Annotated in this window: 15 protein-coding genes; 12 read left to right on the top strand and 3 right to left on the bottom strand. The window is 72.6% G+C overall.

Translation table 11 applies throughout. From position 1 onward, the window contains the following. Positions 1-18 precede the first annotated feature (18 nt). Genes H4W31_RS31015 through H4W31_RS31000 form a run of 4 tightly spaced genes read left to right on the top strand, consistent with a single transcriptional unit; the run spans position 19 to position 6339 of the window. On the top strand, positions 19-2505 hold the full coding sequence (locus H4W31_RS31015) for a serine/threonine-protein kinase (protein WP_318783505.1): 2487 nt from the start codon (positions 19-21) through the stop codon (positions 2503-2505). Then, positions 2502-4208 (top strand): PP2C family protein-serine/threonine phosphatase, encoded by a 1707-nt coding sequence (locus H4W31_RS31010; RefSeq protein WP_192769860.1) that lies wholly within the window; start codon positions 2502-2504, stop codon positions 4206-4208. The genes H4W31_RS31015 and H4W31_RS31010 overlap by 4 nt, the downstream gene beginning before the upstream one ends. Further along, on the top strand, positions 4205-5497 hold the full coding sequence (locus H4W31_RS31005; protein ID WP_192769859.1) for a VWA domain-containing protein: 1293 nt from the start codon (positions 4205-4207) through the stop codon (positions 5495-5497). The genes H4W31_RS31010 and H4W31_RS31005 overlap by 4 nt, the downstream gene beginning before the upstream one ends. Positions 5498-5502: 5 nt before the next feature. After that, positions 5503-6339 (top strand): FHA domain-containing protein, encoded by an 837-nt coding sequence (locus H4W31_RS31000; RefSeq protein ID WP_318783504.1) that lies wholly within the window; start codon positions 5503-5505, stop codon positions 6337-6339. A gap of 90 nt (positions 6340-6429) precedes the next feature. On the opposite strand, the gene H4W31_RS30995 is transcribed toward H4W31_RS31000, so the two are convergent. Next, a complete protein-coding gene (locus tag H4W31_RS30995) occupies positions 6430-7632 on the bottom strand; it encodes a hypothetical protein (protein ID WP_192772832.1) in 1203 nt (400 codons plus the stop codon). Between the two features lie 419 nt (positions 7633-8051). On the opposite strand from H4W31_RS30995, the gene H4W31_RS30990 reads away from it, so the two are divergent. Beyond that, a complete protein-coding gene (locus H4W31_RS30990) occupies positions 8052-9923 on the top strand; it encodes a Xaa-Pro dipeptidyl-peptidase (RefSeq protein WP_192769858.1) in 1872 nt (623 codons plus the stop codon). A gap of 100 nt (positions 9924-10023) precedes the next feature. Here H4W31_RS30990 and H4W31_RS30985 read toward each other — a convergent pair whose 3' ends face one another. Next, on the bottom strand, positions 10024-10392 hold the full coding sequence (locus tag H4W31_RS30985; RefSeq protein ID WP_192769857.1) for an FKBP-type peptidyl-prolyl cis-trans isomerase: 369 nt from the start codon (positions 10390-10392) through the stop codon (positions 10024-10026). 295 nt (positions 10393-10687) lie between these two features. On the opposite strand from H4W31_RS30985, the gene H4W31_RS30980 reads away from it, so the two are divergent. The 7 genes from H4W31_RS30980 to H4W31_RS30950 all read left to right on the top strand — a co-directional run bounded on the left by H4W31_RS30980 (position 10688) and on the right by H4W31_RS30950 (position 19070). Further along, complete coding sequence (locus H4W31_RS30980; RefSeq protein WP_192769856.1) at positions 10688-11494, top strand: SAM-dependent methyltransferase; 807 nt, start codon at positions 10688-10690, stop codon at positions 11492-11494. After that, positions 11491-13629 carry a putative bifunctional diguanylate cyclase/phosphodiesterase gene (locus H4W31_RS30975; protein WP_192769855.1) on the top strand — a complete coding sequence of 713 codons (2139 nt, stop codon included), beginning with the start codon at positions 11491-11493 and terminating at the stop codon, positions 13627-13629. The genes H4W31_RS30980 and H4W31_RS30975 overlap by 4 nt, the downstream gene beginning before the upstream one ends. Positions 13630-14055: 426 nt before the next feature. Continuing rightward, positions 14056-14952 carry an ErmE/ErmH/ErmO/ErmR family 23S rRNA (adenine(2058)-N(6))-methyltransferase gene (gene erm / locus H4W31_RS30970; RefSeq protein WP_318783503.1) on the top strand — a complete coding sequence of 299 codons (897 nt, stop codon included), beginning with the start codon at positions 14056-14058 and terminating at the stop codon, positions 14950-14952. A gap of 103 nt (positions 14953-15055) precedes the next feature. Further along, complete coding sequence (locus tag H4W31_RS30965; protein ID WP_225945765.1) at positions 15056-16057, top strand: ABC transporter ATP-binding protein; 1002 nt, start codon at positions 15056-15058, stop codon at positions 16055-16057. Next, the gene (locus H4W31_RS30960; RefSeq protein ID WP_225945764.1) at positions 16054-16896 is read left to right on the top strand and encodes an ABC transporter permease; all 843 of its coding nucleotides are present in this window, start codon (positions 16054-16056) and stop codon (positions 16894-16896) included. Before H4W31_RS30965 ends, H4W31_RS30960 begins: the two co-directional genes overlap by 4 nt. 27 nt (positions 16897-16923) lie before the next feature. Continuing rightward, positions 16924-18396, top strand: a complete 1473-nt coding sequence (locus H4W31_RS44495; protein ID WP_318783502.1) for a sensor histidine kinase — start codon at positions 16924-16926, stop codon at positions 18394-18396. Positions 18397-18467: 71 nt separating this feature from the next. Continuing rightward, positions 18468-19070 carry a response regulator gene (locus H4W31_RS30950; protein WP_404825737.1) on the top strand — a complete coding sequence of 201 codons (603 nt, stop codon included), beginning with the start codon at positions 18468-18470 and terminating at the stop codon, positions 19068-19070. A gap of 77 nt (positions 19071-19147) precedes the next feature. Here H4W31_RS30950 and H4W31_RS30945 read toward each other — a convergent pair whose 3' ends face one another. Further along, the gene (locus tag H4W31_RS30945) at positions 19148-19522 is read right to left on the bottom strand and encodes a cupin domain-containing protein (RefSeq protein WP_192769853.1); all 375 of its coding nucleotides are present in this window, start codon (positions 19520-19522) and stop codon (positions 19148-19150) included. Positions 19523-19532: the final 10 nt, after the last annotated feature.

Raw genomic sequence — 19532 nt, 5'->3', positions numbered from 1 at the left:
GGTGCCGAAGGTGCGGGCGTGGCACCCACCAGCACGGGCGCGTTCGCGCCGTCCACGGGTGGCGGTGGGCTGTCGTCGGCTGCCGGTGCGACCTCGACGGCGACCGGTACCGGCGCGCTGACGGGTACCGGGCGGGCCGCCGCGCCGACCGGTCGGGGGCGGGCCGCGGTGCCGACCGGGACCGGGCGGGCGGCGGTGCCGAGTGCCGGCGCCGGACCGGCGCCGGGTGTGGGGGTCGGGCCGGCGTCGTCAGGCCACGGTCCAGGCCCGGCGTCCACGGGTACGGGGCCGGCGTCGACCGGCACCGGCAGAGGCCCGGCGTCGACGGGCACCGGCCCGACAGGCCTCGGCACAATGCCCAGCCGGGGCACGGCGAACTCCGGCACGCGGGGATCGACCCGGTCCCGCAGTGCGGCCCGGGGCGGGCTCGGCGCCGGCCTGGTGGACATCGCCCGGGTGCCACTGCGGGATCCGGCCACGGCGGTGATGTCCGAGCCGAAGGTCGCCGAGTCGCGGCGGTTCTGCATCAGCTGCGAGAAGCCGGTGGGTCGGGGCCGCGACGGCAAGCCCGGCCGGGCCGAGGGCTTCTGTCCGCACTGCGGCAGCCGATTCTCCTTTCTCCCCAGGCTCGGCGCGGGCGACATCATCAACGGGCGGTACGAGATCCTCGGCGCCCTTGCGTACGGCGGCCTGGGCTGGATCTATCTGGCCCGGGACCGGAACGTCAGCGACACGGTCAGCGACCGTTGGGTGGTCCTGAAGGGACTCATCAACACCTCGGACGCCGACGCGATGGCCTCTGCGGTGGCCGAGCGTCGGTTCCTGGTCGAGTTGGACCACCCGAACATCGTCAAGATCCACGATTTCGTGGAGCATCCCGACCCGCGCACCGGCACCCCGGTCGGCTACATCGTCATGGAGTACGTCGGTGGCCAGTCCCTGCGGGACATGCTGCTCTCCCGGCGCCGCGACAGCGGCCAGCGGGCCCTGCCACTGCCCGAGGTGATCGCGTACGGGGTGGAGATCCTGCCGGCGCTGGACTACCTGCACGACCGGAACCTGTTGTTCTGCGACTTCAAACCGGACAACGTGATCCACGCCGAGGAGCAGCTCAAACTTCTCGACCTGGGCGCGGTACGACACGTCGACGACAGCGCCAGCGCCATTTTCGGCACTCCCGGCTACCAGGCGCCGGAGGTCGGCACCTTCGGACCGTCGGTCGCCTCCGACATCTACACCGTGGGTCGGGCGCTGGCCGTGCTCAGCCTCGACTTCCGTGGCTTCTCGACGACCTTCGCCAACCGGCTGCCGGAACCGTCCGACGCCCCGCTGTTCGCCGCCGAGATGTCGTACCACCGGCTGCTCCGGCGTGCGACGCATCCCGATCCCGATCGACGGTTCCAGAGCGCGGCCGAGATGAGCGAGCAACTGCTCGGCGTCCTGCGGGAGGTGCTCTCGGCCGCGGACGGCGTACCCCGACCGGCGGTGTCCCGGCAGTTCACCCCGGAGCGACGCGCGTTCGGCACCGACGCGGGCGAGGTCAACCGGGCCGTCGCCGGTCGGGCCTGGGGAGCCGGCGGTGGGGTGCCGCCCGGCTCGATAGCGCCGGCCCCGGCGGCGGTGGCCGCCGCGCTACCGCTGCCACAGGTCGACGTGCTCGACCCGGGGGCCGGATTCCTCGCCTCGCTCGGCGCGACCGACCCCGCGGAACTGGTCCGGCAGTTGACGGCGGCACCGGTACGCAGCGTGGAGGTGGCGCTCCGGCTGGCCGGAGCCCGGATCGAGCGGGGTGACCTGGCCGGGGCGGGCGCCGACCTGGATCGCCTGGCCGCGGCCGACCCGTTCGACTGGCGGGTGGACTGGTACCGGGGGATCGCGGCGCTGACGGCGAACCGCCCCGCCGAGGCCCGGGTGGCGTTCGACGCCGTGTACGACGTGTTGCCGGGGGAGCCGGCGGCCCGGCTGGCGTTGGCCGTGAGCGCGGAGTGCACCGGCGACCGGGAGCTGGCCGCCAGACTTTACGACCGGGTGTGGCGCGCCGATCGCGGCCACCTGAGCGCGGCGTTCGGGCTGGCCAGGATCCGGTTCCTGGTCGGCGACCGGGTGGGCGCGCTCGCCGTGCTCGACCAGGTGCCGGACAGTTCGAGCCAGCACGTCGCCGCGCAGGTGGCGGCGGTCCGGGCCAGCCTGCCCGGACTGAGTGGCGGCGGGACCGGCCCTGACGAGCTGCTGCGGGCCTCCGCCCGGTTGGAGCGGCTCGGGCTGGATGTCGAGCGGCAGACCCGACTCACCATCGAGGTGCTGGAGGTCGCCCTGGCCTGGGTTCGGGGCCGTACGGTGCCGACGTCCGACGCCAGGATCCTGGGGCACGATCTCACCGAGCGGGGCCTCCGGTTCGGGCTGGAACGGTCGTACCGGACGCTGGCCCAGCTCTCCCGGGATCCGGAGCTCCGGATCGCACTGGTCGACCACGCGAACGCGGTCCGGCCGAGGACGCTGGTATGACGGCCACGGGTAGTACCGGCGCGGCCGGCAGCACGGCCAAACCCTGCCCCGAGCACGGCCCGCCGGACGCGCCGGAGCACCGGTACTGCGAGGTGTGCGGTCGGGAACTGGAGCGCGTCGCGGCGGCGGAGCCGACCGGGTCACCGGCCTGGGCGGCGGGGGAGTCCGGCGGGCTACGACCGTCGTCGGCGCCCGAGCCGTCCGGCGCGACCGAGTTGTCCCGGCTGACCGCGTTGGCGGGGTCCACCGGGTCGTCGTCGCAGACCGAGCTCTCCCGGCTCGCGGCGCTGGCCGGACCCACCGAAGCGTTCCGGCCGACCGGAACGGCCGGTGTACCGGAACCCCTGCGGCCCGCCGGGCCGGTCGGTCATCCGAGCCCGGCCACACCTCCCGGTCCGTTCGCGCCGTCGGGGCCGACCGCCCCTCCCGGGCAGTACTCGCCCGCCGGGCCGACGCACGGATCGCCCGGAGCGACCGGGGCCACGAGCTGGGGTGGATCGGCGGCACCGACCGGCTCGTCCACGACCGGGGTCTGGAGCGTGTCGTCCGGCCCGGTCGCCGTGCCCCGCCCGGCCGCCTGGAGCACACCCGCGGCACCGGCAGCGCCGTCCGTACCGGCGGCACCGCCCGCACCGGCCGGATGGGGTCCGCCGCCCCCACCCCCGGCGCCTGCCGGGTGGAGCGCCCCGGGCGCGCCGGCCGGCTGGGGTGTACCGGCGCAGCCAGCACCCACGGCGACCGCTCCGCAGAGCCAGTCCGGTTCCGGCGCGACGGCCGACCCCTGGCTCTCGTCCCGGGCGGTCGGTCAACCCTGTCCAGGGTGCGGTAAACCGCCGGTGGGCAACCCGGGCCTTTGTGACCACTGTGGACAGCGGTGGCTCGTCGGCCGGGACCGGGCGGACCTGGACCTCGGCCCGGTCGCCGCGGTCACCGACAAGGCCCGGCGACGGCGCAACGAGGACGCCGTCGCGATCGGCCGACTCGGACAGACGATCGCGGCCGTCGTGTGTGACGGGGTATCGACCTCGTTGCGCGCCGACGTGGCCGCGCACGCGGCGACGGAAGCCGGTCTGACGGCCATGCTGTCGGCGCTGTCGGCCGGTGCCAACGCCCCCGACGCGATCATCGCCAGCGGCCGGGCCGCCGCCACCGCGGCCCGGGCGACCGCCGCCAGCGACGATGGGCAGGTGCCGCCGAGCTGTACGTTCGTCTGCGCGGTGGTCACCGTCGGCTCGGTGTCGATCGGCTGGATCGGCGACAGTCGGGCGTACTGGCTCGGCCCCGATGGCGCGGTGAACGAGGCCGTCTGCCTCACCATCGACGACTCGGTGGTCGGACAGATCCGGGCCGGCCGCCCGGTGCCGCCCGGTGCCGAGCTGGATCCCACCTCGAAGGCGCTGATCCGTTGGCTCGGCGCGGACTCCAGCGACGCGGAGCCGCAGGTGATGACGTTCCAGCCGAACCGGCCGGGACGGCTGGTGCTCTGCTCCGACGGGTTGTCGCACTACCTGCCCAACGCGCCCGCGTTGGCCGCCCGGGTGCCGGGACCCGGTGGTCCCGCCCCGATCGCGATCGCCCGGGACCTGACCCGGTTCGCCGTGGAGGCCGGCGGACACGACAACGTCGCCGTCGCGGTGCTGCCGTTCCCGCCGGTCGTCCAAGCGGGAGGGCCCGTCGTACGACCGGGAGGGCCCAACGCGTGAGCGGAGCGCCGCAGTTCCTCGTCGAGGTCGACCACAACGAGTATCTGCCGGCCGGAGGCCAGGTGGTGGACGCGATTCTTACCGTGACCGCGTCCGGGCCGGACCTGCGCGATCCCGCGAACGTACCGAGTGCCGCGCAAGTGATCATGATCGACACCTCGGGCTCCATGGCGATGCCCGCGACGAAGCTCGCCGAGGCGAAGCGGGCCACGGCGGTCGCGATCGACACCCTGCGCGAGGGAGTCGGCTTCGCGGTGGTGTCCGGTACGTCGATCGCCCGGATGGTGTACCCACCACAGCCGGGAATGGTGCCGGCAACGGCACAGACCCGGGCCCAGGCGAAAGCGGCGGTGGCCGGACTGCGGGCGGACGGCGGAACCGCCATCGGGCGATGGCTGGACCTGGCCAACTGGCTGTTCGCCAGCTATCCGGCCGAGGTCAGACACGCCATCCTGCTCACCGACGGCCGCAACGAACACGAGCGGCCCGAGGAGCTGCAGCGGATGCTCGCCGTGTGCGAGGGCCGATTCGTCTGTGACAGCCGGGGCATCGGTACCGGCTGGGTGGCGGGTGAGCTGCGCGCCATCGCCGCCACCCTGCTCGGTACCGCCGACGGGCTGGAGAACCCCGCCGAGCTGCCGGCGGCCTTCCAGGCGATGACCGCCGCGGCGATGGGCAAGTGGGTGGCCGACGTGGCGCTGCGGATCTGGAGTCCGGCCGGCTCGACCATCCGTACGGTCAAGCAGGTCTTTCCGCACGTTCAGGACCTCAGCGGGCGCCGGACCGCCGTCAGCGCGCGGATCGGCGACTACCCGACGGGCGCCTGGGGGGCGGAGACCCGCGAGTACCACCTCTCGGTGGCGCTCGAACCCGACACGGTCGGCGAGGAGGTGCTCGCCGCGCGGGTCAGCCTGGTCAGCGCCGGTCAGATGCTCACGCAGCGACTGATCCTGGCCCGCTGGACCGACGACACCGCCCTGTCCACCCGGATCAGCGCACAGGTGGCCCACTACACCGGACAGGCCGAGCTCGCGGCCGCCATCCAGGAGGGACTGCGGGCCCGGGAGGTCGGGGACATCGAGACGGCGACGGCGAGGCTGGGCCGGGCCGTACAACTGGCTGCCGAGTCGGGACACGACGAAACCGCTCAACTCCTCGGTCGGGTCGTCGACGTCGTCGACGCGCCGACCGGCACCATATCGTTGAAGCGGCAGGTGAACGCGGGGGACACCGAGTTGACCGACGTGCGGTCGATCAAGACGGTGCGGGTGAGGAAAGAGCCGGGGTGACGGTCGTGACGACGCCCAGCTGTCCCCGGGGACACGACTCGACGACTGCGGACTACTGCGACGTCTGCGGGACGCCGATGGCGGGCCGCGGCTCCGGCCCGGACCAGGCGAACGCCGGGGGAGGACCGGTCGCTACACCCGGCGTCGCGGACGGCGTCCTCGAGCCGGGGCTGCCGCGCGGCGGCGGACCGGTCGCCGCGCGGCAGCTCACGCCGGCCACGCCGTGCCCGCTGTGCGGGACCCCGCAGGTCGACCGGTTCTGCGAGGAGGACGGATACGACTTCCTGCTCGCCCCGCCGGTCCCGGACGCCGCAGCCGGAGCCAGCCCCGACGCGGTGGCCGGTGCTCCGGACGACGACGGTCCGGATCCGGGGCGTCCCGGCCCGCCCGCCCACCGACCGGCGGGGACGGATGGCGGGCCACCGGGCCACGTCGCCGACTGGCAGATCGTGGTCGGCGCGGACCGGGACTACTTCGAGGTGATCAGATCCCTCGGCGGGGTGGACGCCGCGGCGCTGCACTTTCCACGCTTCGTACCCGAAAGGCGGTTCGTACTGGACCGCCGGCAACTGCTGATCGGCCGGCGCAGCCGATCCCGGGGCGTACGTCCCGACATCGACCTGATCGGCCCGCCCGAGGACCCCGGCGTGTCCCACCTGCACGCGATGCTGGTGCCGCAGACCGACGGCTGGGCCGTGGTGGACCTCGAATCCGCCAACGGCACCTACCTCAACGATCCCGAGACGACGTCGATCGCGCCTAACACCCCGGTGGGGCTGGGCAGCGGCGACCGGATCTATCTCGGCGCCTGGACGGTACTGACCATCCGTCCCGACGGCTGAGCGGGCGGTACCGGCGTACCTGGATCGACGACGCCGCCGTGACCGGAGCCGGCCAGCGGTCGAGGCGGACCGCTCCGGTCGATGGCGCGATCAGTTCGTTGCCGGGTCCTCGTTGCGGCGCAGCGTCCTGATCCAACTCTGCGCGGTGTGCCGGGGCACGCCGTAGTGGTCCGCGACGGCGGTGGCGGTGCCGGCCTGCCCGAGTACCGCGGCGAGATCCTCCGGAGCCCGGCGGTACGACCGGCCCGCGGTGGGTTCGGCCGCGTTGCTCCGGGCCGCCCGCTTACCCGTCGCCGCACCGGTACCGGTCGGGTCCGAGGTCGCCTTCGTGGCCGACGTCCGGCCGCCCGCCCGCTTCGTCGCGGCCGTACGCCCGGTTCCGGCCGTCGCCGCGCTGCTCCGGCCCGAGGTGCTCTTCCGAGCGGTCGACGACGCGTCGGTCGTCTTCGCGGGGACGCTCTTCGACGCCGTGGTCTTCCGCGCGGTGCCGCTCTTTGCCGGGGTCGTGCTCTTCCGCGTCGCGCCGCTCCTGCCCGCTGCCGCACTCCGCGTCGCCGCCGGGGTGCCGCTGCCGGCGCTGAGGCTCTTCTTCGGGGCGGTGCTCTCACCGGTCCCGACGGTCTTCCTGGCCGGAGCGCTCCGCTTCGCCGCGACCTTCCTGGCCGGGGCCCGCTTCGTGGCCGGGGATGCCGAACCGTCCTGCCCCGTGCCGGCGGTGGCGCTCTGCTTCGTGGCGGTCCGGCCGGCCTTGGACCGAGTGGTCGTGGCCGGCGCCGTGCCGCCACGCTTGGCGGTGCTCCGGGTCGGGGTCGTCTTCGCCTTGCCGGTCGTTGCCGCGACGGACCCGACCGTCTCCGCCGACACCGGCTGCGGTACGACCGCCTCAGGCGCCGCGTCGGAGTCCACAGTGGCCACCGGCGCCTCCACCGACGTCGTCACCGGTTCCGGGGTCACCGTGGGCATGTCCGTCGGGGATGCCGCCGAAACGTCGGTGTGCGAGGCGTCGACCGTCGGCTCGGCGTTCTGCACGCCGGAGGACGCCACGACCGGGGCGAGGGTCTCCGGGGTGGCTGCCGACGCGGCAACCGCCGGTGGGGTGGCGGCCGGCACCACGGCGCGCAGCAACTGGTCCAGATCGACCGCCGGCAGTTGTCCCGGGGTGAGTCCGTCACCCTCGCCGGCCCGAACCAGGAGTTCGGTGATCCGGGTGGCGTTGTCGGTAACCTCGACCCGCAACGTCGTCGTGGCACGGGTCTGATCGTCCGGGGCGATCGTAATTGTGTAGGAACTCACCGGGATGCAACCTCCATAGCTGAGAGCTTCGACCGCGGCGTGCCGGCCCCGTAGAGGCACGCGACGGTACGACCTCCAATGTTGTCGGCGGCCAAGCTACCTCTAGGTAAGGCAGTTGGCCAAGCCAGGGACCGCCTCCGTGCTGCCGTGATCCGCCCGGGGTACGCGACACCAATCGACGTACCCGGCTGGTGTATCTAGGATAGGCGGTCAATGTGTCCACGTTCACCAATGCCTTTTCTGTAACCCTGCCGACATCGGGTACCGGCCCGGCTCCGACCATTTCCGGCGACCCCGGAAATCACCCGTGACCGTCCGGTGTGGACAATGCGTCAACCCGATGACCTGGAGCCGCTCCGGTAGCCGTACCGTCGGCGCCACCGCCTCACCCATGAGGACCGTCCGAGAGGAGCACGTCCATGCGCTTACCAGGTTCCGCGAGGATCCTCGGCGCGTACGTCGTCGCGCTGGCCCTGCTCGCGTCACCCGTGCCGGCACGAGCCGGGACCGGTGACCCGCCGCCGGACATCGTCGTGCAGGACGGCATGACCCAGCCGGTGTTCTCGTTCGCCGACGCGATCGAGGAACGGGTGTGGGTGGAGACCCCGCTCGACACCGACTCCGACGGCCGGCGTGACCGGGTCGTGGTCGACATCTCCCGTCCCCGCGAGACCGAGACCCGGGGGATGCGGGTTCCGGTGATCCTGGAGCACTCGCCGTACCGGAAGGACACCTGGGACGACGTTCCGTACCCGAGCGTGCTGGTCGACGACCTGCCGCAGAACGCGTCCGGCCGTTCGTCGGCGGCCCGGGCCGGGGAGCCGGGCATCTTCCGGGCGAAGGCGAACCTGCCCGGCCAGCTCGACGACTACTACGTTCCACGTGGTTACGCGGTGATGTCCGGGACGGGCATCGGCACCGGTGACTCCGACGGCTGCCCGACCACCGGCGACCAGGCGGAGACGCTGAGCACCAAGGCCATCATCGACTGGTTGAACGGTCGGGCCAGAGCCTTCGACGCCACCGGCGCACCGGTCCGGGCCGGTTGGACCACCGGGGCGGTCGGGATGACCGGGGCGTCCTACAACGGAACCCTGCCGAACATGGTGGCGACCACCGGCGTCAAGGGTCTGAAGACCATCATCCCGGTCGCCGCGATCAGCAGCTGGTACGAGTACTACCGGGCGAACGGCCTCGTCGTGGCGCCGGGCACGTACCAGGGCGAGGACGCGGACATCCTCACCATGTTCACCGCCGGCCAGGCCCGCGCCGAGGGCCCCTGCGCCGACGAGATCGCCAGGATCGTCGAGGAACAGGACCGGGTCACCGGCGACTACAACGAGTTCTGGCGGGACCGGGACTACCTGCCGGAGGCGCGTCAGGTCCGGGCCAGCGTGATGGTCGTGCACGGGCTCAACGACTGGAACGTCAAGACCGGGCAGTTCGCCGACTGGTGGGAGCAGCTCGCCCGATTCGGCGTACCGCGCAAGCTCTGGTTGCACCAGGGCGGTCACGGCGGTCCGGGCAGCGCCGCCAGCGTCACCCTGCCGGACGGGCGGTCGTGGACCTACCGGCAGACCGAGAACCGCTGGCTCGACCACTGGCTCTGGGGCGTCGACAACGACATCATGGCCGAGCCGAGGGCGGTGGTGCAGCGGGAGGACCAGGCCTACACCACGTACCCGGACTGGCCGGACCGGGCGGCCCGGGACGTCTCGGTGGAACTCTCCGCGACCGGCCCCACCGCACCGGGGAAGCTGCTGACCCACGGTCCCCGGGGCCGCGCCGAGCAGAGCTTCGTCGACTCTGGACGGACGATCGCACCGGCCGATCTGGTGGCCGGCCCGGAGACCGTCAACCCGAACCGGCTCGCCTACACGTCCCCGGCGCTGCGTGAGGACGTCCGGATCTCCGGACGCCCGGAGCTGCGGGTCCGGTTGTCCATCGACAACCGCACGGCCGCGAACCTGACCGGCTACCTTGTCGACTACGGCCCGGCGGGCTCGACCGACGCCCCGTTCGTGGTGACCAGGGGCTGGCTCGATCCGCAGAACCGCACCAGCGAGTCGCACTCACGCCCGGTCCGGCAGGGCCAGATGTACGACTACCGCTGGACGCTGGAACCGAAGGACTACGTCTTCCCGGCCGGGCACCGGCTCGGGGTCGTGATCTTCTCCAGCGACCAGGAGTACACCCTGCTGCCGTTGCCGGGTACCCGGCTGACAGTGGCGCCGAAGTTCAGCGCACTGACCATCCCGGTGGTCGGTGGCCGGGCCGCGCTCGGCTTCTGAGCACGACGCCGGCCCGAGAACAGTCACGGCCCCGGACGTCGATGACGTCCGGGGCCTGGGCGCCCGGGTGGACCCACCCAACCCGGGCGGTCGGGTCCGACTACTTGATGTCGACCAGGTCGACGACGAAGACGAGGGTCGCACCGGGCTTGATCCGGTTGCCGACGCCCTGGTTGCCGTATCCGAGGTGCGGCGGCACGACCAGCTTGCGCCGGCCGCCGATCCGCATCCCGAGCACGCCGCGGTCCCAGCCGTCGATCACCCTGCCGGCGCCGACCTGGAAGCTGAACGGCGAGCCACGGTTCCACGAGGCGTCGAACTCCTCGCCGGTGTCGAACGAGACCCCGACGTACTGCACCACGGCCCATTGGCCGGATTGGACCTCCTGGCCGTTCCCGATCGTTATGTCCTCGATGACGAGGTCGGCCGGCGGTGGGCCCTCGACCAGACCTACGGTGGGCTTTTCCATTCAGGTACCTTAACTCCAGCCCACGGCCGTGATCACGTCCGCCCGTCCGGAGCGTCGGCCGGGTTTGCCCGGGGCCGGTCCACCGGGCCGGGCCGGACCCGCCGGTCCAGCCGAAACCCATTCGTGTGTACGGCCAAGACGACGGCATGTCTCGATGTCTGCGGGTTCGCCAACCGCACTTTGATCGGTACGCTGTCGGCTCGGGAATCCGGCGCTGAGCCGAGGCGGAGCCAGTACGAGGCGGTGGCCGCTCGCCAGGGCCGGTCGGCGGACAGCGAACTGGCGGGGTGAGACGGTGACAAGACCGGATTGGGCGCCCGACGACATCGACATCGACAGGCCCAGCGCGTCCCGGATCTACGACGTCTGGCTGGGCGGGTCGCACAACTTCGAAGTCGACCGGGAGATCGCCCGGCAGACCGAGCTGGCCTGGCCCGATTCGGTCCGGTACGCCCGGGCCAACCGCGCGTTCCTCGGCCGGGCGGTCCGGTTCCTCGCGGCACAGGGGATCGGTCAGTTCCTCGACATCGGCTCCGGCATACCCACCGCGAACAACGTGCACGAGGTCGCGCGTCGCGTCGACCCGGCGGCCCGGGTGGTCTATGTGGACATCGATCCGGTGGCGGTGGCGCACAGCCGGGCGATCCTCCACGACGACGACCGCACCGCCGTGCTCCAGGCGGACGTCCGGCAGCCAGGCGACATCCTCGACCAGATCCGGCAGGGCGGCCTGCTCGACCTGGACCGCCCGGTCGGGCTGCTGCTGGTCGCGCTGATGCACTTCATCCAGGACTCCGACGACCCGCACGCGGCGGTGGCCCGGCTGGCCGAGGGACTCCCCGCCGGCAGCTGCCTGGTGCTGACCCAGGGCGCCCACGGGGCCAGTCCCGAGGCCGACGAGCGGGTCCGGGAACTCTACCGGCGCACCCCGACACCGCTCACCCCCCGCAGCCGGGCGGAGATCGAGCGGTTCTTCACCGGGTTCGAGTTGGTCGAACCCGGCCTGGTGAACCTGCCGGACTGGCGCCCGGACCCCACAGTGGAGGTCGACGACCAGTTCTCCGGCGCCCTGATCTACGCCGGGGTGGGACGCAAGCCGTGACCGATGCGGGCGACGGGCCTGGGTCGACCTCGGCCGGTCTCGACGAACTCGCCCTGCACTGGGCGCACCTGATGGCCCGGATCAGCTACGTACCGGTGCGTCTGGACGACCTGCGCCACGTGCTCCGGAGCTACCTGGTGCGGCTGACCGGCGCCGACGGCGGTGCGGCCGTGGCCCGGGACGTCGGCGCGGCGCTGGTCGCCGACGGCTACACCAACACCGATGCGGTGCAGGCGACCATTTCCGCGCTCGTCGACCGGCTGCCAGCCGGCCCGGCCGGGGCGACCGACCGGGCCGCGCTGCTGGGCGCGGTCGCCGCCGGATACGCCCGCGCGCTGCGGGAGCGGACCCAGTCCGAGCTGGAGTCGATCATCAGGGCGGTGCTGACCGCCCGCCAAAGCGCCGAGCGGGCCCGAGCGGCGAGCGAGGCGCGCTTCGAGGCCCTCTTCGTCTCCTCGGCGAGCGGGATCTGCGTGGTCGACCTGGAGAACCGGATCGTCCAGGCCAACCCCGCGCTGGCCCGGATGCTCGACCGCCCGGTGGCCGAACTGGACCGGCGACGGTTGACCGGGCTGAGCCAGCCGGACCATCGGGCGGCGCTCGAGCGGGCCCTCGGCGATCTTCACGCCGGACGGCGGACGCATACCGAGCTGGACGCCGCCTTCAGCCGGCCGGGCGGCGGTACGGTCTGGCTCCGGCTCTCGCTGGCGCCGGTCCGGCACGACGCGATGACCCACCTCGTGGTCACCGCGCAGGACGACACCGAGCGGTACCACCTGCAGTCCGCGCTGTCCCACCAGGCCCTGCACGACCCGCTGACGAACCTGCCGAACCGGGCCCTGCTGCTGCGTCGCCTCGACGAGCTGGTCGACGGGCTGGGGGCCGACGAGCACATCGGAATCTGCTACCTCGACCTCGACGGCTTCAAGACCATCAACGACTCGTTCGGGCACGCCGCCGGGGACGACGTGCTGCGTACCGTCGCCGGCCGGCTGACCGGCTGCGTCTCGGAGCCCGGCTGGCTCGCCGGCCGGCTGGGCGGGGACGAGTTCGTCATCGTCGCGGCCGCCGGGACCGAACTCGACCAACTGGTACGGGTGGCGGAGCGGGTCGTGTCGGCGGTCCGAGAGCCGATTCCGGCCGCCGGACACCAGCTCTCGGTGTCGGTCAGCATCGGTGTGACCGACGACAGCATCCCGCACAGCCAGCCAAGTGATCTGATGCGGGCCGCCGACATCGCGTTGTACTGGGCGAAGGCCGCTGGCGGCGACCGGTACGAGGTCTACGACGCCAACCGGCACGATGCCCAGGCCCTCCGCTCGACGCTCAGCTCCGGACTCCGCTCGGCCCTGCAACGCGGCGACTTCGCCCTTCGGTACCAACCCATCGTCCGGCTCACCGACGGTGTGCCGATCGGCGCCGAGGTGCTGCTCCGGTGGACCCATCCCGAGCACGGGCCGATCGCACCGGAGATCTTCATCGACCTCGCCGAGGAGCTCGGCCTGATCGGGCAGTTGGGCCGGTGGGTACTGACCCGGGGCTGCCGGGAGGCCGCCGGCTGGTACCGGGAACTCGGTGACCAGGCGCCGTTCATCAGCGTCAACCTGTCCGCCCGGCAACTGCACGACGTGGGCCTCGCCGACGAAGTGCTGCGTACCCTCGACGAGGTCGGGCTGCCGGCCCACCAGTTGCAACTGGAACTGACCGAGAGCGCCCTGCTCGGCCCGGCCCAGGGCCCGGCCGACGCGCTGGAGGTGCTGGCCGAGCACGGCGTACGGGTCGCGGTCGACGACTTCGGTACCGGCTACTCCAATCTGGCCTACCTGCGCCGACTGCCGGTACGGGAGTTGAAGATCGCCGGAGCGTTCATCGAGGGACTGGCACCCGGTCATCCCGGCACCCCGGCGGACCGGCAGATCGTGGCCAGTGTGATCGCGCTCGCCCACGGGCTCAACCTGACCGTCACCGCCGAGGGCGTGGAGACCCAGGAGCAGGCCCAGCTGCTGCGCTCGATGGGTTGTGACCACGCCCAGGGCTGGTGGTTCGCCCGGCCCGGCGATCCCGAGGTGATCAGTCGGATGGCCAGGGGCCGGGACCAGAGCGGTTATTCGGTTGATCCGGTGACCACCCACTGAACTAGAGTGGGCGGGTGTCCAGCACCTTCCAAGCCCTGATCCGCGGGTCCCTGACCGGGATGTGCACCGCTGGTGGGGCGTCGCTACTGCTCCTGTTCCGCCCTCGGCCCCGGCGATCCGCCCTGGCTGGCTGAACACGGACAACGCACGTTCGACTACCCGGCGCCCGCTGTCGCGGCGTCGGCCGAACAGTCGTCCCCTTTTCTCCGGCGAATCGCGCCGTGACCTCCGTCCTGTCCTGGCGACGCCTCGCGTCGCCGTGACCGGCACAGGCCACCCGCGTCCATAGCGACGCGCCGGCGCGAGCCGCCGTGCGGCCGCACGCCCAGGGTCATCCGAGTCCCCGTCAGTTCGGGACAGGCCATGGCCGCTCGTGCCGCCTGTCCCACAACCGGCCCGGCAGACCCCGGGCGGGAGGACACGGCTGTGCCGCACCATCGCGGAAATCGAGAGAACCATCGCCACGTTCGCCACACCGGCCGGGCGGCGCCCGGAACAGACCAGGGCCGGTCGCCCCGGGCCAGGCCGGAAGGGTCGCCCCGGACCGGGACGGACCGGTCCCGGCGGGTACTCGGACAGAACTTCCTGCACGACGCACGCACCATCGGGCAGATAATCCGGTCCGTCCAACCGGCAACGGGCGGACTGATCCTCGAGGTCGGTGCCGGGCAGGGCGCACTGACCAGGGAACTGGTCCGGCTGTGCCGGCGGGTCGTGGCGTACGAGATCGACCCGACCCTGGTCGCCCGGCTCGACGACGAGTTCGGTACCACCGAGGGGATCCGGCTGGTGCACGGCGACTTCGTCGCGTCGTCACCTCCGCAGGAGCCGTTCGCGGTGGTCGGCAACATCCCGTACGCCTCGACGACCCGGATCGTCGACTGGTGTCTGGACGCGCCGAACCTGACCTCCGCGACCCTGGTCACCCAACTCGAGTACGCCCGGAAACGCTGTGGCGACTACGGCCGCTGGACCCTGCGGACCGTGCAGACCTGGCCCCGGTTCCACTGGCGACTGGCCGGCCGGATTCCCCGGGAACGGTTCCGGCCGACGCCCCGGGTCGACTCCGCCATCCTGCGGCTGGAGCGCCGCCCGGTGGACCTGCTGCCGGCTCGGCAGTCCGTCGACTATGAACGGTTCGTGGCCCTCGGGTTCAGCGGGCTCGGCGGCTCGCTGGGCGCCTCGCTCCGCCGGCGGTACCCGGCGCGGCGGGTCGACGCCGCGCTGCGGGCCAACCGGGTACCGCCGCAGGCCCTGGTCGGACAGGTCTGGCCGGAGCAGTGGATCGCGCTGTTCCAGGCGATCCATCCGGCGGGGCGGTGATCCGGGGCATGAGATTCGTCATGGTCGGAGCCGGGTGGGATACCCGGAAAGCGGTGAGTGACGGCACTGCCGCCGCCGGCTGAGACATCAAATAATCATCTGCATGAACCAGACGATGACGGCTCCCGACCCGGCGATGGCGCCGCCCGGTCGGGAAACCGTCGTCCAGGTCACCGACCTGCGGCGGCGGTACGGCGGTAGTGGCGGCTTCGAGGCGGTGCGGGGCGTCTCCTTCTCGGTCGGCCGAGGGGAACTGTTCGCGCTTCTGGGTACCAACGGTGCGGGCAAGACCTCGACCCTGGAACTGGTCGAGGGGCTGGCCGCACCGAGTGCGGGGACGATCCGGGTGTTCGGCCGGGACCCGTACCGGGACCGGGCGGCGGTACGTCCGCGTACCGGGGTGATGTTGCAGGAGGGTGGCTTCCCGGCCGACCTGACGGTCGCGGAGACGGCCCGGATGTGGGCCGGTACGCTGCCCCGGGCCCGCCCCGTCGACCACACGCTGGAACTGGTCGACCTGCGCCACCGCGCGCGTACGCAGGTGAAGCAGCTCTCCGGCGGTGAACGCCGCCGGCTCGACCTGGCGATGGCGATTCTCGGCCAGCCGGAGGTCCTCTTCCTCGACGAGCCGACCACCGGACTGGATCCGGAGAGCCGGCACAACACCTGGCAGTTGGTCCGGGCACTGCTGGTCGACGGCATCACAGTGCTGCTGACCACCCACTACCTGGCGGAGGCGGCCGAACTCGCCGACCGGCTGGCGATCATGCACCGGGGCCGGATCGTCACCGCCGGCACCGTCGCCGAGGTGGTGGCCGCGCATCCGGCCCGGATCAGCTTCGAACTGCCTGCCGGAACCAGCCCGGCCGACCTGCCGACGGTGCCCGGTGTGCAACCGCCGCCGTCCGGCGCAGCCCCCAGTGGCGGGGCGCGGCTGACGATCTACACCGACGCGTTGCAGCCGGCCCTGACCGCCCTGCTGGAGTGGGCGAATCCGCGTGGGCTGGAGCTGGGTGGCCTGGACGCCCGCGCCGCGTCCCTGGAGGAGGCATTCCTCGCGGTGGCCCACTCCGAGGACGATCCCATGAAGGAGGGGACCCGATGACGGCACCAGTGCAGGCGCGGAGTGGACGGACCGGGATGGCCGGCCGGCTCGGACTCGGCGGGGTGAGCCCGCGCCGGATCAGCGCGCTCGGCCGGGCCGAGATGATCCTGCTGCTGCGCAACAAGACCGCCGCGACGACGGCGCTGTTGCTGCCGCTGGGCACGGTGGCGCTCTTCTCGACGTTTCTGGAGGGCGACGGACACGTCTCCGCCGGTGCCTTCCTGGCCACCTCGATGTTCGGCTTCGTCCTGCTGTACGTCGTGTACTACAACCTGGTGACGACGTACGTGGCCCGGCGCGAGGAGCGGGTGCTCAAGCGGCTGCGTACCGGGGTGGCGACGGACGCCGAGATCCTGATCGGCGCGGCGGTTCCGGCCCTGGCGCTCGCCCTGACCCAGACGGTACTGACGGTGGTGGCCGCGATGGTCCTCATCGACCTGCCGGTACCGGTCAACCTTCCGGTGCTGCTGCTCGCGATGCTGGCCGGCTGTGCCATCTTCGTCCTGCTGGCGGCCGCCTCGTCGGGCTTCACCAGGACCGTGGAGACGGCACAGATCACCACCCTGCCGGTGCTGGTCGTCTCGATGATCGGCTCCGGGGTCGCCGGTTCGCTGGACTCGATGCCCGACACGCTCGCCACGGTGTGCCGGATGCTGCCGCTGACCCCGGTCCTCGACCTGGTCCGGCTCGGCTGGCTCGGCACCACGGGGGCCGAGGCACCTCGGGACTTCGTCGGAGTCCTGTCCGAGGCCCGGCAGCCGGCTGTGATCATACTGTTGTGGCTGGCCATCGGGGTCTCCGCGATCCGTCGCTGGTTCCGCTGGGACACGCGTCACTAGTCGGTTCGCACGGAGGGAGGCCCGGGAGTGCGCGACGTGATCGGATGGTGGCGGGCGTGCAGCCAGCCCGAGCGCTTCGACCTGTTCACCCGGGCCACCCTCTACCTCGTCTCGGCGTCCGAGCCGGTGACCCTGTTCAACGCGATCGACAGCCGGGTGTCGCCGGTCGGCGGTGCCGTGGTGCTGTTGCTCAGCCTGGGGCACACGGTGCTGTGCCTGCTGGCCGTACGCGCCGGTGTCGAGCACTACCTCGGGCGCCGGGACCGTCCGGTCCGGCTCCTGCTGGCCGCGGCCGGGATGACTCTGACCGTCATCGTCGCCTGCCTGCTCGCCAACGGACCGGGCAGCCTGCCCGCCGATCCGGACAGTTGGACGTTGCGCGTGGCGGTGGTCGTCTCGTGTTACTTCCTCGCCGTCCTCTGCACCGTCGCCACACCCCGCTACGCCCTGGCCGGCGCGGCCGGGATGGCCGGGGTCCTGCTGATCGTCGGGCTCATCGACGCGGCGTCGCCGGAGGTGCTGGTCTCCGCGGTCGCGACGTTCTTCTTCGGGTTCTTCGTGCTGCTGTTCGGCTTCCGCTCCTCGCTGTGGATGCTCGGGGTGCTGTGGGAGTTGGACCGGTCCCGGGGCAACCAGGTCCGGCTGGCGGTGGCCGAGGAGCGGCTCCGGTTCGCCCGGGACCTGCACGATGTGCTGGGCCGGAACCTGTCGGTGGTGGCCCTGAAGAGCGAGCTGGCCGCCCAGTTGGCCAAGCGGGACCGGCCCAGGGCGGTGGAGGAGATGCTGGAGGTGCGCCGGATCGCCCAGGACTCGCTGGCCGAGGTCCGCGAGGTCGTCCGGGGCTACCGTTCCGCGGACCTGGACGCCGAACTGGCCGGTGCGCGGTCCGTCCTCGCCTCGGCGGGGGTACGGTGCCGGGTGCTGGGGGAGGGCCACGAACTCAGCCCGCAGGCCCAGAGCGCGCTCGGCTGGGTGGTCCGGGAGGGCACCACGAACGTGCTGCGGCACAGTGAGGCGATCAGTTGCACGGTGTCGCTGCGCCGGGGCGGGGCTGCCACCGATCCGGTGCCGGGCGACCTGCCGGACGGCGACAGCGGCCTCGGACACGTCCCGACAATCCATCCAGACGAGCGGCTGGTGACGCTGGTGATGGAGAACGACGGGGTGCGTCCGGGCGATCCGCCGCAGTTCGGCAACGGCCTGCTCGGACTCAGCGAACGACTGGCCCCGCTCGGCGGCCGGGTCACGGTCGAGCGGCGGGGGCGCGACCGGTTCCGGCTGACGGCGGAACTGCCGGTGGTGCCACCGGTCGCGCAACCGCGTACCGGCCGCACCGACGGTCCGTCGTCGGAGTCCACCGGCCAGCCGGACTTTCCGTTGTCCACGGTGGACGCGATTGCGACAGCGGCGGCGCCGCCGGCCGGGGCAGCGGGGGCGGACGTCGGACCGGCCCGGGACACCGGGTCGTGGGTCGGCACCCGGGGCGGTGAGCCGGCGTGACCCGGGCCGGCGGGCTGCCGCGTCCGGACGACGTGTCGGGTGCGGGTGACCCGGGGAAGACCGCCGGGCCGATCCGGATTCTGCTCGCCGAGGACGAGCACCTGATCCGGGGCGCCCTGACCGCCCTGCTCGGCCTGCACGACGACCTGGCGGTGATCGGGCAGGCCGCGACCGGTGGCCAGGCGTTGGCGCTGGCCCGGACGCTGCGACCCGACGTCGCGATGCTCGACCTGCAGATGCCGGAGCTGGACGGCATCGCGGTCGCCGAGGCGATCCACGCCGAGCTGCCGTACTGCCGGACGATGATCGTCACCAGCCACGGCCGTCCGGGACACCTCAAGCGGGCACTCTCGGCCGGCGTACGGGGCTTCCTGCCCAAGACGGTCACCGCCGAGGTGCTCGCCGAGGTGGTCCGTACGGTCCACCGTGGCGGCCGGTACGTCGATCCGCACCTCGCCGCCGAGGCGATCAGTGCCGGGGACAGCCCGTTCACTCCCCGCGAGGCCGACGTGCTGGAGTTGGCGGCGGACGGCGCCCCGGTCGAGGAGATCGCCCAACGGGTCTCCCTCTCCCCGGGGACGGTCCGCAACTACCTTTCCTCGGCCGCCGGCAAGGTCGGGGCCGCCAACCGGCACGAGGCGGTCAGCATCGCCCGCCGGTACGGCTGGATCTGACCCGGCCCCGGCCGGCCGTCTCGCAGTCTTCTCCAGCGGCCCGCCGGTGACCCGGGCCGACGTCGTCATCGCGACAGTCAGCGCGCCCAGGGCAGCTCCCGGCGCTCCGGGTTGCCCGGCACCGTGGCCGTGCCGCCGATCGCCATGCAGACCAGGGCCTCGGCCGGTTCGGCTCCGGCGCGGATCTGCCGGACCGCTCCGGCCGGCAGGATCACGGCCTGACCCGCCCCGATCACCTGAGTGTCGTCGGCGACGGTGACCGAGAACGTCCCGGACAGCGGCATCCACACCTGTTCCCGGTCGATCTCGTGCACCGGCCCGGCCGCGTCCGGGGTCATCCGGACCCGCCAGGTGGCCAGCTCCCCGCTGCCCTGGCTGGGCGCGGCAAGCCCGGCCGCGATGCCGGACGCCGTCCGGATCGTCCGGTTCTCGCTCTCGGTTACCACGATCATGACGCCTCCT

Source organism: Plantactinospora soyae, from assembly GCF_014874095.1.
GTDB classification, from domain to species: domain Bacteria; phylum Actinomycetota; class Actinomycetes; order Mycobacteriales; family Micromonosporaceae; genus Plantactinospora; species Plantactinospora soyae.
This window is presented reverse-complemented; position numbering and strand designations above follow the sequence as displayed.

Coding starts and splice junctions, on each gene's coding strand:
- H4W31_RS31010 (WP_192769860.1), top strand. CDS start 2,502: ATGACGGCCACGGGTAGTACCGGCGCGGCCGGCAGCACGGCCAAACCC.
- H4W31_RS30960 (WP_225945764.1), top strand. CDS start 16,054: ATGACGGCACCAGTGCAGGCGCGGAGTGGACGGACCGGGATGGCCGGC.
- H4W31_RS30990 (WP_192769858.1), top strand. CDS start 8,052: ATGCGCTTACCAGGTTCCGCGAGGATCCTCGGCGCGTACGTCGTCGCG.
- H4W31_RS30945 (WP_192769853.1), bottom strand. CDS start 19,522: ATGATCGTGGTAACCGAGAGCGAGAACCGGACGATCCGGACGGCGTCC.
- H4W31_RS30965 (WP_225945765.1), top strand. CDS start 15,056: ATGAACCAGACGATGACGGCTCCCGACCCGGCGATGGCGCCGCCCGGT.
- H4W31_RS30985 (WP_192769857.1), bottom strand. CDS start 10,392: ATGGAAAAGCCCACCGTAGGTCTGGTCGAGGGCCCACCGCCGGCCGAC.